Source organism: Streptomyces novaecaesareae (assembly GCF_000716875.1).
Classification (GTDB): Bacteria; Actinomycetota; Actinomycetes; order Streptomycetales; family Streptomycetaceae; genus Kitasatospora; species Kitasatospora novaecaesareae.
The window spans coordinates 64,126-78,018 of sequence record NZ_JNWQ01000028.1 but is presented as its reverse complement, the minus strand read 5'-3'; the positions used below and the strand labels follow the sequence as shown (position 1 = coordinate 78,018).

Annotated in this window: 11 protein-coding genes, 1 tRNA gene, 1 pseudogene and 1 riboswitch; of the genes and pseudogenes, 5 read left to right on the top strand and 8 right to left on the bottom strand. The window is 72.7% G+C overall.

All coding sequences use genetic code 11. The annotated features are described in order from the left end of the window. Positions 1–217: pseudogene (locus OP86_RS13245) on the top strand (hypothetical protein); the annotation flags it as partial. A gap of 101 nt (positions 218–318) precedes the next feature. Then, positions 319–876 carry an Lrp/AsnC family transcriptional regulator gene (locus tag OP86_RS13240; RefSeq protein ID WP_234434929.1) on the top strand — a complete coding sequence of 186 codons (558 nt, stop codon included), beginning with the start codon at positions 319–321 and terminating at the stop codon, positions 874–876. 41 nt (positions 877–917) lie between these two features. Here the strand turns inward: OP86_RS13240 and OP86_RS13235 are convergent, their stop codons facing one another. The 3 genes from OP86_RS13235 to OP86_RS13225 all read right to left on the bottom strand — a co-directional run bounded on the left by OP86_RS13235 (position 918) and on the right by OP86_RS13225 (position 4,623). After that, positions 918–1,724: a S16 family serine protease gene (locus OP86_RS13235; RefSeq protein WP_234434928.1), complete on the bottom strand. Its 807-nt coding sequence runs from the start codon at positions 1,722–1,724 to the stop codon at positions 918–920. A gap of 36 nt (positions 1,725–1,760) precedes the next feature. Further along, positions 1,761–2,411, bottom strand: coding sequence for an IclR family transcriptional regulator (locus OP86_RS13230; protein ID WP_030059754.1), 651 nt, complete (start codon positions 2,409–2,411; stop codon positions 1,761–1,763). Positions 2,412–2,790: 379 nt separating this feature from the next. Next, positions 2,791–4,623, bottom strand: a complete 1,833-nt coding sequence (locus OP86_RS13225) for a DEAD/DEAH box helicase (RefSeq protein WP_234434937.1) — start codon at positions 4,621–4,623, stop codon at positions 2,791–2,793. A gap of 309 nt (positions 4,624–4,932) precedes the next feature. Here OP86_RS13225 and OP86_RS13220 point away from each other — a divergent pair, with 309 nt between their 5' ends. Next, positions 4,933–5,358, top strand: a complete 426-nt coding sequence (locus tag OP86_RS13220) for an SsgA family sporulation/cell division regulator (RefSeq protein WP_030059752.1) — start codon at positions 4,933–4,935, stop codon at positions 5,356–5,358. A 48-nt stretch (positions 5,359–5,406) separates the two neighbouring features. On the opposite strand, the gene OP86_RS38775 is transcribed toward OP86_RS13220, so the two are convergent. From OP86_RS38775 to OP86_RS13205, 3 genes are read right to left on the bottom strand one after another with little or no spacing between them, the layout of a single operon-like run. Next, a complete protein-coding gene (locus OP86_RS38775; RefSeq protein ID WP_157849735.1) occupies positions 5,407–8,019 on the bottom strand; it encodes a rhomboid family intramembrane serine protease in 2,613 nt (870 codons plus the stop codon). Beyond that, positions 7,986–9,311 carry an alpha/beta hydrolase gene (locus OP86_RS13210; protein ID WP_051830037.1) on the bottom strand — a complete coding sequence of 442 codons (1,326 nt, stop codon included), beginning with the start codon at positions 9,309–9,311 and terminating at the stop codon, positions 7,986–7,988. The genes OP86_RS38775 and OP86_RS13210 overlap by 34 nt, the downstream gene beginning before the upstream one ends. Next, on the bottom strand, positions 9,308–9,952 hold the full coding sequence (locus tag OP86_RS13205; RefSeq protein WP_030059747.1) for a class F sortase: 645 nt from the start codon (positions 9,950–9,952) through the stop codon (positions 9,308–9,310). Before OP86_RS13205 ends, OP86_RS13210 begins: the two co-directional genes overlap by 4 nt. 402 nt (positions 9,953–10,354) lie before the next feature. Here OP86_RS13205 and OP86_RS13200 point away from each other — a divergent pair, with 402 nt between their 5' ends. Continuing rightward, on the top strand, positions 10,355–11,671 hold the full coding sequence (locus tag OP86_RS13200; RefSeq protein WP_033331789.1) for a polysaccharide deacetylase family protein: 1,317 nt from the start codon (positions 10,355–10,357) through the stop codon (positions 11,669–11,671). Between the two features lie 3 nt (positions 11,672–11,674). On the opposite strand, the gene OP86_RS13195 is transcribed toward OP86_RS13200, so the two are convergent. Next, on the bottom strand, positions 11,675–13,117 hold the full coding sequence (locus OP86_RS13195; protein WP_030059745.1) for an MFS transporter: 1,443 nt from the start codon (positions 13,115–13,117) through the stop codon (positions 11,675–11,677). 98 nt (positions 13,118–13,215) lie between these two features. Continuing rightward, entirely contained in the window at positions 13,216–13,530 is a 315-nt protein-coding gene (locus OP86_RS13190) for a DMT family transporter (RefSeq protein WP_030059744.1), read from the bottom strand. 44 nt (positions 13,531–13,574) lie between these two features. Next, a riboswitch (guanidine-III (ykkC-III) riboswitch) is annotated at positions 13,575–13,641 on the bottom strand. A gap of 84 nt (positions 13,642–13,725) precedes the next feature. Between OP86_RS13190 and OP86_RS13185 the strand changes: the two genes are divergently transcribed. Next, positions 13,726–13,797: transfer RNA gene (locus OP86_RS13185), tRNA-Cys, on the top strand. Positions 13,798–13,893 lie beyond the last annotated feature (96 nt).

Genomic DNA, 13,893 nt, shown 5'->3' with positions numbered 1-13,893 from the left:
GGTGAAGAGCTACCCGATCCCGGGCGGCAAGGTCGCGCTGGACCTGAAGGCCGACACTGCCTCCCTGGTCTCCGCCACCCCGGACCCCGGCTGGCAGATGCAGGTGTGGAACGGCCCGCAGTGGATCCGGATCGACTTCACCAAGGACAACCAGGCCAACTCGGTCTTCGTCTACTGGAACGGCCACCCGCCGATCGTCGAGACGGCCGTCCGCTGACCGCCCGCCCCCTCGGACGGGGCTTGCTGGTCAAGCCGTGCCCCGGAGCGGGAGAATCGGCGGCACCGCTGTACGGAACGACCACCGGAGGAGGAGCCGCGATGCCCCCCGCCCACTCCCCGAGCTCCCCCGGCTCGCCCGACTCCCCCACCCCCCAGGGCGTTTCCACTCCCTCGCCGGGCGGCGGGAACGACACCATCGACGCCCTGGACGGCCGGCTGATCCGGCTGCTCGCCGAGGAGCCGCGGATCGGCGTGCTGGAGTGTTCGCGCCGGCTGCAGGTCGCCCGGGGCACCGTGCAGGCCCGGCTGGACCGGCTCCAGGCCAAGGGCGTGATCGGCGGCTTCGGCCCGGAGGTGGATCCGGCGGCGATCGGCTACCCGGTGACGGCCTTCGCCACCCTGGAGATCTCCCAGGGCCAGGGCTCGGACGTGCGGGCGCACCTGGCGAGCGTGCCGGAGGTGCTGGAACTGCACACCATCACCGGGATCGGGGACATGATGGTGCGGATCGTGGCCCGTTCCAACGCCGACCTTCAGCGGGTGATCGACCGGGTGGTGGGCTTCGACGGGATCGTCCGCTCGTCCACGGCGATCGTGCTGGAGAACCCGGTGCCGTACCGGATCCTGCCGCTGGTGGACCAGGCCGCCGCCGAGTAGCACGGTCCGGGGTTCCGGGCGCGGGCACCACGCACGGCCGGTCAGCAGGCCGGGACGCTGCCGCCGCTCTTCAGCGCCTGCAGCGCCGAGACCGCCTCGCCGAGCGTGCCGACCGGCACCAGCCGCAGCGTCTTGGGCGTGTCGACCTTGGCGTCCGTGCACTCGTCCTTGGGCAGCAGGAAGACCGTCGCGCCGTCCCGGGCGGCCGCCTGGGTCTTCAGCGGGACGCCGCCGACCGGGCCGACGGTGCCGTCCTTCTCGATGGTGCCGGTGCCCGCGATGGTGAGCCCGCCGGTGAGGTCGCCGCCCTTGCCGTCGCCGGCGAGCTTGTCGACGATGCCGAGCGCCAGCATCTGGCCGGCGCTGGGGCCGCCGACGTCGCCGAGGTCGACCTTGACCTTCACCTGGTCCGGTGAGAGGTGGAGGTAGCTGAGCGCGGCCGCGGTGGCGCTGTCCTGCGACTCGGCCATCTGCTGGGCCGTGACCTCCTCGGCCTTGGCCGGGTTGCCCTGCGGGTAGACGGTGTCGGTCGGGCGCACCGCCTCCTTGGAGTCGAACCAGGCCTGCATCGACCGCAGGAAGGTGTTGCGCTGGTCCGGGTTGGTCGCCGAGATGGTGACCATCCGCAGCTGGCCCTCGGTGGTGCGCAGCGGTGCCCCGGTGATGGTGAGCACCGGCTTGTCCTGGTACGTGCCCAGGGTGTCCGCGGTCAGGCCCGGCCAGGTGAGGGTGTACGGCAGCGGGACGAAGGCGGCCACCCCGAACAGCGCGGTGACCAGCAGTCCGCACAGCGCGAGCGCGCGGGTCCGCGAGGAGGTGAGGGCCTTGGGCAGCTTGGTGTCGGACACAAGGGGAATCCAAACACACCCGACGACGCGCAGGCGCTACCGCAGGGCGTCGGCCACCTCGGTCGCCGCCTCCACCACCCGGGGGCCGACCCGCTCGGGCACCATCCCGTTCAGCATCACCACGCCGACGCTGCCCTCGATGCCGCTCAGCCCGAGCAGCGCGGCGGCCGCCCCGCAGGCCCCGGACTGCTCCTCCGCCCGGGTGATGACGAAGCCCTGTTCGGGCCGGCGCTGGCTGGGGAAGGTGCGGGCGTCCAGGATCGCCCGGCCGGCCGCGCTCTCGGTGAGCGGGTGGCGCTGGCCGGTCCGGTAGGCGACGTGGAAGTCGGTCCAGCTCGGCTCGACGACCGCGACGGCCAGCGCCTCGTTGCCGTCCACCAGGGTCAGGTGGGCGGTGGCGCCGAGGTCCTCGGCGAGGCTGCGCAGGGCGGGCAGCGCGGCTTCGCGCAGCAGTGGGTGCACCCGGTGCGCGAGCCGCAGGACGCCGAGGCCCACCCGGGCGCGGCCGCCGATGTCCCGGCGGACCAGGCCGTGCTGTTCCAGGGTGGCCAGCAGCCGGTAGACGACGGTGCGGTTGACGGCCAGCCGGGCGGCGAGTTCGGTGACGGTGAGCCCTCGCTCGGAGTCGGCGAGGAGCTTGAGGACCCGAACGCCACGGTCCAGGGTCTGGGAGGTCTCGGCTGTCACGACGGGCGATCCTTTCCGCGGCGCTCGCGGGGCGTGCGGCGCCGGCCCGAGGTCGGTGTCGCGCACAGGTGGGGGTGGCCGCGCTCGGACCGTCCGGTGTCTCCTTGACACCCGTACGGCCCTGCGGCGCCCGTCCCGCGGGGGGGTTGCCCGGCGGAAGAGCGTGGGGGAAAGGTAGTGAAGGAAAGGTCGCGGCGGAAGTGGTTGTCCAAAATTCGGGCGTGATCGACATCAACACCGCCGCAGATTCCGGACAAACACCCCTAATTCACCGGGCATATCAGCACACGAGTTCGACCTCGGTCCGAAGTCCGGACACACCGGGGCAGGTCGGCCCGCAAAGGCTGCCGGACCGTTGCTTCACCCGCTCCCGCGCGTCCTACTTCGCCCACTCCCGGATCTTCGCGATCCGCGCCTTGAGCTGGTTGGCGGTGGCCTGCGCGGTGAGCGGCCCGCCGCACTGGCGGCGCAGCTCGTTGTGGATGGTGCCGTGCGGCTGGCTGGTGCGGTGGTGCCAGGCGGCCACCAGCGCGTTCAGCTCCTTGCGCAGCTCCCGCAGCTCCTGGTGGGTGACGACCGGCCGCTGCTCGGCCGGCAGCTCCAGCAGGTCCGCCTCCTCGGCGGGCTTGGTCTTGCTGCGCTGGATCTGCCGGTGCTGGCGCTTCTGCAGCAGCATCTGCACCTGGTCCGGCTCCAGCAGGCCCGGGATGCCGAGGTAGTCGTCCTCCTCCTCGCTCCCGGGGTGGGCCTGCATGCCGAATTCCATGGCGTTGTACAGCACCCGGTCGAAGACCGCGTCGGAACCGAGCGCCTCGTAGGAGAACTCCTCGCCGCCCGCGCCGTCCGGCCCGTCGTTGGCCCGCTCGGCCTCGGCGAGCAGCCGGTCCTCCTCGTCGAAGAGGCCCTCGCCCTCCTTCTTCGGCCGGTCCAGCACGTGGTCGCGCTGGACCTCCATCTCGTTGGCGAAGCCCAGCAGCATCGGGATGGTCGGCAGGAACACCGAGGCGGTCTCGCCGCGCTTGCGGGCGCGCACGAAGCGGCCGACGGCCTGGGCGAAGAACAGCGGGGTGGAGATCGAGGTCGCGTACACCCCGACGCACAGCCGGGGCACGTCGACGCCCTCGGACACCATGCGGACCGCGACCATCCAGCGGGAGGTCCCGGCCGCGTAGTCGGAGATCCGCTTCGAGGCCTCGGTCTCGTCGGAGAGCACCAGGGTGACCTTCTCGCCGCTGATCTCGCGCAGCATCTTGGCGTACGCGCGGGCGACGTTCTGGTCGGTGGCGATCACCAGGCCGCCGGCGTCCGGGATGGCCTTGCGGACTTCGGTGAGCCGGCGGTCGGCGGCCTGCAGCACGCTGGGGATCCACTCGCCCTGCGGGGAGAGCGCGGTGCGCCAGGCCTGGGCGATCAGGTCCTTGGTCATCGGCTCGCCGAGCCGGGCCTCCAGCTCGTCGCCGGCCTTGGTGCGCCAGCGCATGTTGCCGCTGTAGCTGAGGAAGATCACCGGGCGGACGACGTGGTCGGCGAGCGCGTGCCCGTAGCCGTAGGTGTAGTCGGCGACGGACTTGCGGATCCCGTCGCTGCCCGCGTCGTACGCCACGAACGGGATCGGGTTGGTGTCCGAGCGGAACGGCGTACCGGTCAGCGCCAGCCGGCGGGTGGCCGGCTCGAAGGCCTCGAAGCAGGCCTCGCCCCAGGACTTGGAGTCACCGGCGTGGTGGATCTCGTCCATGATCACGAGGGTCTTGCGGGCCTCGGTCCGGTTGCGGTGCAGCATCGGGTTGACCCCGACGCCCGCGTAGGTGACCACGATGCCGTGGTAGTCCCGGGACAGCGGCCCGGAGGAGTACGCCGGGTCGAGCCTGATGCCTATGCGGGCGGCGGCCTCGGCCCACTGCTTCTTCAGGTGCTCGGTCGGCGCGACGACGGTCACCTGCTGCACCAGGTGGTTGTGCAGCAGGTACGAGGCCAGGGTGAGCGCGAAGGTGGTCTTGCCTGCGCCCGGGGTCGCGACCGCGAGGAAGTCGCGCGGCTGGGTCTCGATGTACTTGTCCAGCGCACCCTGCTGCCAGGCCCGCAGCTTGCCCGCGGTGCCCCAGGGGGCGCGGCCGGGGAAGGCGGGCGAGAGGTGGTGCGAGGCGGCGGGCCCGGCGTGGCCGACGGCCCGTACGGGGGCCTCCGGCTCCGACACGTCGGAGAACAGCGGCATCGAGGAGGCGGCGGCAGTACTCACGGTCTCCGAGGGGGGATCATCGCAGGTCAGGGGCGGTTTTGCGGCCCCGTCCCGCGGTCGGGCGGCGATCGGACAACCCGCCCAGCCTACCGGCCCGGCGCCGTCGGGGCCTCCAGAAGAGGCTCCGCGCCGGGCCCGCACGGCCGGAAATCGATGTGACGCGAGTCACATCGGATCGGCCTCGAAACCGGGTAATCACGGTGGTCATCAGGACTCTCACCAGGGTGAGGCCGCACCACCCCTCCTGCCAAGGCGCGGCCTCGCACCGAACCGAAGGGACCTCCCGTGCGCACCGTCGAAGAGACCGTCCAGGCCCGCCTGATCCTCTCCCCCCACCGCTCCGTCCGGCTGCGGGCGGTCCTGTCCTACCTGCCCGAGGACCCGCTGGCCGTACGGATGGCCTTCCCCGCCGAGTTCTCGCTGGACGAGGCCCCGGAGGAGCAGGACGGCGAGGACATCGTCTGGGTCTTCGCCCGCCGGCTGCTCTCGGCCGGCATCGAGCTGCCGGCCGGCCTCGGCGACGTCCACGTCCGGCCCGCGCCCGGCCGCTGCACCATGGTCGAGCTGCGGGCCCCGGAGGGCACCGCGCTGCTCCGGTTCGACACCGGCGACCTGCGCCGCTTCCTGTGGCGCAGCCGACTGGTCGTCCCGGAGGGCGAGGAGCACCTGCACCTGGACGCCGACCGCGCGCTCGCCGAGCTGCTCGGCTGAGGGGGCGGGCCGGCCTCCGGGGCGCAGGGCCCGCCTCGCGTCGCTCCCTCAGCCCGAGAGCTTGCGCATCAGCCGGACGCCCTGCGCCGCCGTCAGGTGCGGCAGGTACGCCTTGCCGATCGCCCGGGTGATGCCGGGCAGCGCGGCCGGGTCGGGGTAGGCCATGTACATCGGCCGGTACTCCGGCTGGAACTTGGCCTTGAACGCGAGCAGCGAGCGGAAGCCGTACACCGGCTCCAGCGCCTTGCCCATCCAGTCCAGCATCCGCTGCAGGCCGGTGGGCTCCCCGTCCTGCCCGGTGCGGGCCAGCGGCGCGCCCGACAGCGAGAGGAAGCGCGCGCCCTCCTCCTTGAAGCCGAGCGCGGCCGAGGCGATCAGGAACTCGCTGACGCCGCGGAAGCCGTCGGAGCGCCGGCGCATGAAGTCCAGCGTCCAGCCGACCGGCACGCCGTCCTCGTACACCGGCATCCAGCTGGTCAGCCCGTGCACGACCCGCTGCTCGTCCACCGCGATCAGCACCCGGACGTCCGGGTCGTCCAGCTCCTCCAGCCCGCCGAGCGTGAAGCCCATCTCGGGCAGGCCCTTCTCGGAGACCCACTCCTCGGAGATCGCCCGGATCTGGTCCCGCAGTGCGAGCGGTGCCTCGTGGTACGCCCACCACTCCGCGGTGATGCCCTGCTTGCCGGCCTTGTTGAGCGCGGTGCGGATGTCCTGCCACTTGCGGCCGGTGAAGGCCAGCTCGGGCAGCGCGACCACGGTGTCCTCGGCGACCTGCACCGAGCGCCAGCCGAGCTGCGCGGCGGCGTCCCTGGTCTGCCCGCAGACGCTGTAGAAGCACGGGGTCCAGCCCCGGGCGTCGCAGTACCGGGCGAAGCCGGCCACGGCCCGGGCCCGGTCCTCCGGCGCGCCGAAGGGGTCGCCGGTGGTCAGTGCGACGGTGCCCACCACCCGGTAGGCGACGGCTGCCCGGCCCTGCTCGTCGAACCAGTAGTGGTTGCCGTCCCAGGTGGTGATGAACGACAGCGTCCCGCCGCCGTGTCCGGTCAGCAGCGCCCGGGCCCGGGCGGCGGCCTCGGCGTCGGTGTGCAGCGACGGCCGGCGGAAGGCCGACAGCAGCACGGCCAGTGCCACCACCCAGAACGCCAGCCCGCAGTACGTCTCCAGGAGGCGCGCCACCGGCCCGACCGCGATCGGGTAGTCCGGCGTGAGGTCGTTGTACGCGGGCGGCAGGAACTGCGCGGGCAGCCCGTGCAGCAGTCGGCGCACGGTCGCCCCCGGCTCGAACTGGCTCGCGACCAGCCGCCCGAGCCCCACGTACGCGGCCGAGGAGACGAACGCGGCCCCGCCGAGCACCAGGACCAGCCGGCGCACCGAGCGGCCGGACAGCCGCAGCCGGAACCGCTTGCGGGTGGCCAGCAGCAGGCCGGTGGTCAGCAGCGGCAGCAGCATCGCCTCGACGAAGTACTGCACCACGTCCCGGCTGACCGGCCCGGCGTCCAGGTAGAGCCAGCCCAGCAGCGCCCCCCAGAGCAGCTCGGTGGCGACGGTCACCAGCCAGGCGAACCGCAGCCCCCGGCGCAGCCCCTCGGCGAGCACCAGCAGCAGCGCGGGGAAGAGCGCCGCCATCAGCCGGCCGGGGGTGTCGAAGATCCGGACGACGGCGTGCGCGCGGGCGCAGTCGTGCGCCGACATCGCGCAGAAGTCGGCCACCTCGTCCGGGCTGAGCCGGTGGGAGAAGTACAGCTCGGAGAAGGTGTTGAACGGCCCGCTGGCGGTGTCGTACAGCGAGGCGATCAGCGGCCCGACGGCGGCGGCGACCAGGCAGAGCGCGACCAGCACCCGGGTCTCGGAGTGCGAGGAGCGGTGCGAGCGCAGGTACGGGCGGCCGCGGCTGAGCAGCGCGCCCACGCCGAGCCCGACCAGCGCCGCGGCGCACCGCTGGACGCTCTGCAGGTGGCCGACGTACAGCGTCATGACCAGCGGGAGGAGCAGCACCAGCAGGTGCAGCCGGCGGCGCCACAGCACGGTGAGCCGGTACCCGAGGACCGCGGCCAGCGCGAACAGGCCGACGGCGGGGCCGACCGAGATCTGGTCGGCCACCGAGGCGGTCCACTGCTCCCCGGCCGAGGAGCCGAGCGCGACCAGCCCGGTGCCCAGCAGGGTGCCCACGACCTGCCCGCCGACCAGCACCGCGAGGGTGCGCAGCCGGCCGAGCCGGTGCTCGGCGGCCGGGCCGACCAGGAGCAGCAGCAGGCTGGCGAACACGTACGAGCCGATGCCCGAGCACCAGAACATCGAGGTGACCGGCGCCCACCAGTGGCCGTCGGTGAGCGTGGACAGGCCGACCCCGGCCCGGCCCAGCAGCCGCTCGGACGGCCCGCCGCCCAGGCTGCCGGTGGCCGCGCCGAGCAGCCAGAGCCCGGCGAGCAGTGCCAGCGTCAGCGGCGCGGAGCGCAGCCGGACGCCGAGCGCCCGGGCCGCCCGCCGGACCCGCTGCGGGCGCGGCTCCGGCGTCCGGGTGACGGGCGCGCGGTCCGCGCCCCGCTCGTCCGCGCGCTGCGCGACGACCTTGGGCGACTTCTTCTGGTCCTGCTCTCCGGTGGCGACGACCGCCGTCCCCGCCCCGGTCACCGGGTCAGTCCGGTCTGCTGGGCGAGCCACGGGATCTGCTGGGCGATGCCGGGGCGGAAGACGATCCAGCCGTGGCCGCCCGGCATCAGCTCGAACTTCGCCTTCATCCCGGCCCCCTGCACGGCCTGGTAGACCTTCTCCATCTGCGGCCTGAACTCCTCGTCGGTCTCCCCGACGAGCAGGGCGACATTGGTGTCCGGGAACTTCTTGCGGGCCATCACCTGCACGGGGTCGACCGCGTCGAACTTCTTGCCGTCCCCGCCGAACGCGGCCTTGACGGTCTGCTCCTTGCTGCCCAGGGTCGGCTGGTCCTGTCCGGACATGTCCAGGACGGTGCCGTACACGTCGGGCGCGTTGACGCCGAGCTGGAGCGCGCAGGTGCCGCCCATCGAGGCGCCGCCGATCGCCCAGGTGTTCCGTCCGGTCGCGGTCTGGAGGTTCTGGTGGACCCAGTTGGGGACGTCCACCGCCAGGTAGGTCTGGGTCTTGGCGATCTTGGAGTCGAGGCAGAGCGTGTTGGCCCAGGTGGAACCGAGCTGGTCGGGCATCACCACGATGGGCGCGAGGCCGCCGTGGTCCGCGGCGTAGGCGTCCAGCGCCTCGTTGATCTGCGCGGAGAGCACCCAGTCCCCCGGGATGCCGGGCTGGCCGGTGATCATCACGACCACCGGGAGCAGCGGCCGCGGGTTGGCCTGGTAGGCGGGCGGGAGGTAGACGTACGCGTCGCGGGCCTTGAAGCCCGACCTCGTACCGGGGATCGGCACCACCGAGACGGTGCCCTTCTCGGGCAGGCCCGCCGGGGGCTGCCAGACCTCCTCCAGCACCTTCCCCGGCGGGGCGGCCACGGTCTGGCTGACCTTGTCGGCGATCAGCCCGTCGGTCTTGGTGAGCCACGGCGCCAGCATCACGCGCCCGCTCGGGAACTGGCCGAAGCCTATGTTGACCTGGGAGGAGGCCATCAGCAGCACCAGGGCGCTCAGGCTCAGCACGAGCCCCCGCCGCTTCCAGGTGAGCCGGCGCATCCGGTAGCCGGCCAGGCAGAGCCCGAGCAGGGCGACGGCTATCCACCAGGTGACGTAGTCGGGCGTGCCCTCGGGGAAGGGGTGCCACCAGCCGTCGACCAGGACGTCCAGCAGCAGGCTGAGGGCGGCGGCGGTGAACAGCGCGGCGGGCAGGCGGAACCGCCACCAGCGCCGGTCGCGGCCGACGGCGAGCGCGAGCAGCGCCGCCCAGCCGACGACGGACACGGCGTGCGGGATCGGGCCCTCGGTGAGCGGCCAGTCGATCGGGTTCCAGCGGGTGGCGAGAGTGAGCGTGGTCATGCGGCTTTGCCCGGCTGGGTGGTGTCGGCCAGGAACCCGTAGGCGACGACGTTGCCGTCGTAACCGTGTTCCTCGCTGTAGGCGCCGCCACAGGTGATCACCCGTAGTTGCGCGTCGGCGGCCTGACGGTAGACCCGATCGTCCGGGAAGTCCTTTCGGTCGTGCACTTCGATGGCGTACAGCTGGTAGACGGCGGTGGCGCCGTCGGCCCGGGCGATTTCGATCCGGTCTCCACGACGGAGCGCTCCCAGATGGTAGAAGACGGCCGGACCGGACTTGTTGTCGACGTGCCCCGCAAGGATCGCGGTGCCCCGCTGGCCGGGGCTGGCCCCGCCCCGGTACCAGCCCGCCAGGTTGCGGTCGGCCTCGGGCGGGGCCTGGAGGTGGCCGTCGGAGTCCAGCCCGAGCGCGGTGACCGGAGCGTCCAGGCGGACGGCCGGGATGCGGATCCGGGTCGGGGCGGACGGCCCCAGCGGCGGGACGACGGAGACCGGCGCGATGCCGGCCTGTGCCTGTCCGCCGCCCGGGGCGGGCGGCAGCACCAGCGGGCCGCCGCCGTGCAGCAGCCAGGCGCCGAACACCAGCGCGGCCCCCGCCGCCAGGGTGCCCGGCCAGGGGCTCCTGCTCTGCTGGACGCCCACGGGCGCTCCCCTCTGCCGACGGAATCCCGCTTCCTGGGAGTTTCCTGGGAACAATTGAACCGGATCGGACTGTAAGGCACGTCCATACGATGGTCATATCGACACCCCCCGATCGGCAGGGCCGCCGGCGCATTCCCTGCGCCGCGTGGGCACCCGGTCGCCGAGCGCGACGACCGCCTCCCACGCGCGGACCCCCGCGGGACCGCGCCCGGCAAGTCCTACCGACGGTTCCACGGCCCCGATCGGTTGCGTCGTTCGGGCGATCACTTACGACCGCGCGCTGTGCCTCTTCGACCGTCTCCACCCTCATGCCATGCTGACTCGGTCACGGGTTCGATCCCCGCGTGTCCGACCGGACCCACACTCCCGCACGCAGTCGAACGCCACATGAACGGAGTGACCATGGACGCTCTCTCCCGCCGCACCCTACTGGCGGCCGGCGCCGCCACCGCCGCCGCCCTGGCGGCCGCCTGCGGCAGCAACCACGCCACCGGCGGGGAGCGGGCGACCGGATCCGCCGCCACCGGCGCGGCCGACGAGCAGAGCACCACCCCCGTCCCGGCCCCCGCCCCGGCCCCGGCCCCGGCCCCCAAGCCGCAGGCCGTCCTGATCGGCGACGGCTCCACCTCCGACACCGGCACCCAGCCGCACCAGCCCACCCCCGAGCAGCTCCGGCCCGGGCAGCGCCCGCCGCAGTTCGTGGTCTTCTCCTGGGACGGCGCCGGCGAGCTCGACAACGGCCTGTTCGCCCGCTTCCGCCGGCTGGCCCAGGAGCACGAGGCGAAGATGACCTTCTTCCTCAGCGGCCTCTACCTGCTGCCCGAGTCCAAGAAGGACCTCTACCGCCCGCCGCAACACAAGGCCGGCGCCTCCGACATCGGCTACCTGAGCGACCAGCACATCCGCGACACCCTGGCGAACGTGCACGCGGCCTGGCTGGAGGGCCACGAGATCGGCACCCACTTCAACGGCCACTTCTGCGGCGCCACCGGCGTCGGCAAGTGGTCCCCCGAGGAGTGGGACAGCGAGATCCAGCAGGCGATGGACTTCGTCACGAACTGGCGCACCAACACCGGTTTCACCGACCTGCCGGCCCTGCCCTTCGACTACCGCAAGGAGCTGATCGGCAGCCGCACCCCCTGCCTGGAGGGCCAGCGCAACCTGCTGCCCACCGCGGTCAAGCGCGGCTGGCGCTACGACAGCAGCGGCAACGGCACCCAGGTGTGGCCGCAGAAGATCCAGGGCGGCGCGCTGTGGGACCTCCCGCTGCAGTCCATCCCCTTCCCCGGGCACACCTTCCAGGTGCTCTCGATGGACTACAACATCATGTACAACCAGTGCGGCCCCAACACCAAGGCCGACCCGGCGCTCCACCCGGGCTTCCAGGCCCAGGCCCGCGACTCCTACCTGATGGGCTTCGACCGCACCTACAACGGCAACCGGGCGCCGTACATCATCGGCAACCACTTCGAGGAGTGGAACGGCGGCATCTACATGAACGCCGTCGAGGACGTCCTCAAGGCCATCGCGGGCAAGCCGGAGGTCCGGCTGGTCTCCTTCCGCCAGCTGGTCGACTGGCTGGACGCCCAGGACCCGGCGGTGCTGCGCAAGCTGCAGACCCTCTCCCCGGGCCAGTCCCCGACCGGCGGCTGGGAGGCCTTCCTCGGCACCCCGGCGGCGCCGCCGGTCCCCGCCACCGCCGCCGCCACCGCCGGCTGACCGTCAGGACCGGGTACGGACCCGGCCGGAGAGCAGCGCCCCCAGCAGGGCCACCCCCGCCATCACCAGCAGGATCACCGCGAAGGCGCCGGTCGAACCGGCGCCTTCGGCCTGTCCGTGGCCGGCCGCCGCCAGGGCACCACCGCCCAGCGCCGCGAACAGCACCCCGGCCAGGCCCGTGAGCAGCACGTTGCCCAGCGCGTCGCTCATCTGCAGCGCGGCCGAGTTGGCCCCGGCATCCTCCGGCGCGGAGAGCTTCATCATCAGCACGCTGACGCTCGCGATGGCCAGTCCCATCCCGACGCCGCCGATCCCCCAGGCCACCGAGGCCACCCAGGCCGGCACCGCCGGGACCAGCACCAGGGCGGTGCCCGCGATCGCCACCGCGGTCAGCACGAAGCCGCCCCGGATCATCGCCCCGCGGTAGCGCTCGGCCCCCGGCCGGCCCTGCAGCCAGGAACCCAGCGCCCAGGAGAGCCCGCCGCTGGTCAGGGTGAGGCCGGCCAGGGTCGGCGACAGGCCGCGCTGGGTGGTCATCATCAGCGGGATGAAGGCCTCGGACGCGAAGAACGCCCCCGCCGCCACCCCGCGCAGCAGGATCACCGTCGGCAGCCCGCGCCCGGCCCGCAGGGTCCGCTTCGGCAGCAGCCCCAGGACGGCCGGCGCCAGCAGTGCCGCCCCGGCGATCCCGGGGAGCAGCCCGACCAGGTCGCGGCGCTGGCCCGCGTACTGCAGCAGGCCCGCGCCGAGCGCGGCCATCGCGGCCAGCAGGGTGCGTCGGCGGTCGAAGTCCGCGCCCTTGGGCACCGGGTGCTCGCGCTCGGAGCGGGTCAGCGCCGGGCCCATCACGGCCAGCGGCAGCAGGATCAGCACCGGCACCGCCAGGAACACCCAGCGCCAGCCGAGGTGCTGGGTGACGGCCCCGGCGACCAGCGGGCCGACGATCGAGGGCAGCACCCAGGCCGAGGAGAAGGCCGCGAACACCGACGGCCGCAGCCGCTCCGGATAGGCCCGGCCGACCACCACGTACAGCGCGACGATCACCAGCCCGCCGCCCAGGCCCTGGATCGCCCGCCCGGCCACGAAGACCCACATCCCGGGCGCTGTCCCGGCCACCAGCAGGCCGAGGCCGAACACCGCGATGCCGGTGAACAGCGGCTGCAGCGGCCCGCGCCGGTCGCACCACTGGCCGGAGACGACCAGGGCGAACAGCGTGGTGGTGAAGTAGCCGGAGAAGGCGAAGGCGTACAGCCCGAGGCCGTCCAGCTGGCGGGCGGCCGTCGGCATCGCGGTGTTGACGGCGGTCGCCTCGAAGGCGATCACCAGGACCACCGAGACGATCCCCAGCGTGAGCGCGCGGTAGCGGCCGCTGAGCACCCCGCCGCCGGGATCGTCGTCGAGGGGTATCGGAACGGGGTCGACCGAGGTGGGAGAGGCAGTGGTCATACGTAACATCGTAAGAGCCGTCCGCCCCGATGACCCCTGACCGGGGTCGGTGATCGACTCCGTCCCTGGGCGTAGGACCAGGGCGCAGGACCCTGGGGTCAGTGCAGCACCTTGAGGCCCACCACGCCGGAGACGATCAGCAGCAGGCAGGCGATCCGGGCCATGGTCACCGCGTCCCCGAGGACGGCCATGCCGTAGAGCGCCGTACCGACCGCGCCGATGCCGACCCAGACCGCGTAGCCGGTGCCGATCGGGATGGTGCGCATCGCGTACGCCAGACCGCCCATGCTGAACAGCAGCGCGACGCCGAAGACGACGCTGGGGACGAGGCGGGAGAAGCCCTTGGAGGATTCCAGGGCGACCGCCCACACGGTCTCCAGGATTCCCGAGACGATCAGAACGAGCCAGGCCATGACGGTGATGCCTCCGCAGTCCACAGCGGCCGGATTGCCGCTGAACTGCGCCGTCTTGTCGTCACCGGGTACGACGCGCTCGTCCGGGGTGGCGGGAAAAACAGCCACCGGACTTCGACCGTAGCACACATTGCCATACAGAATTTACAAAACGGCGTTGACCCTGCTCCCGGGGTCCGCCACCATGAATTCACTGGCCGTGTGCCCGAGTGGCTTAGGGAACCGTCTGCAAAGCGGTGCACGCGGGTTCGATTCCCGCCATGGCCTCGTGGAAAAGGAATTGCCGGTCGACTTCGGAAGTCGACCGGCAATTCCTTTCTGTCATTTCGGCCGGCCACCGCTGCTATTTCGCGGCGGCCCGCC

What these genes read in the sequence shown, in the direction of transcription:
- OP86_RS13240 (WP_234434929.1), top strand. Translation starts at nt 319, where the DNA reads ATGCCCCCCGCCCACTCCCCGAGCTCCCCCGGCTCGCCCGACTCCCCC.
- OP86_RS13200 (WP_033331789.1), top strand. Translation starts at nt 10,355, where the DNA reads ATGGACGCTCTCTCCCGCCGCACCCTACTGGCGGCCGGCGCCGCCACC.
- OP86_RS13195 (WP_030059745.1), bottom strand. Translation starts at nt 13,117, where the DNA reads ATGACCACTGCCTCTCCCACCTCGGTCGACCCCGTTCCGATACCCCTC.
- OP86_RS13190 (WP_030059744.1), bottom strand. Translation starts at nt 13,530, where the DNA reads ATGGCCTGGCTCGTTCTGATCGTCTCGGGAATCCTGGAGACCGTGTGG.
- OP86_RS13210 (WP_051830037.1), bottom strand. Translation starts at nt 9,311, where the DNA reads ATGACCACGCTCACTCTCGCCACCCGCTGGAACCCGATCGACTGGCCG.
- OP86_RS13225 (WP_234434937.1), bottom strand. Translation starts at nt 4,623, where the DNA reads ATGCCGCTGTTCTCCGACGTGTCGGAGCCGGAGGCCCCCGTACGGGCC.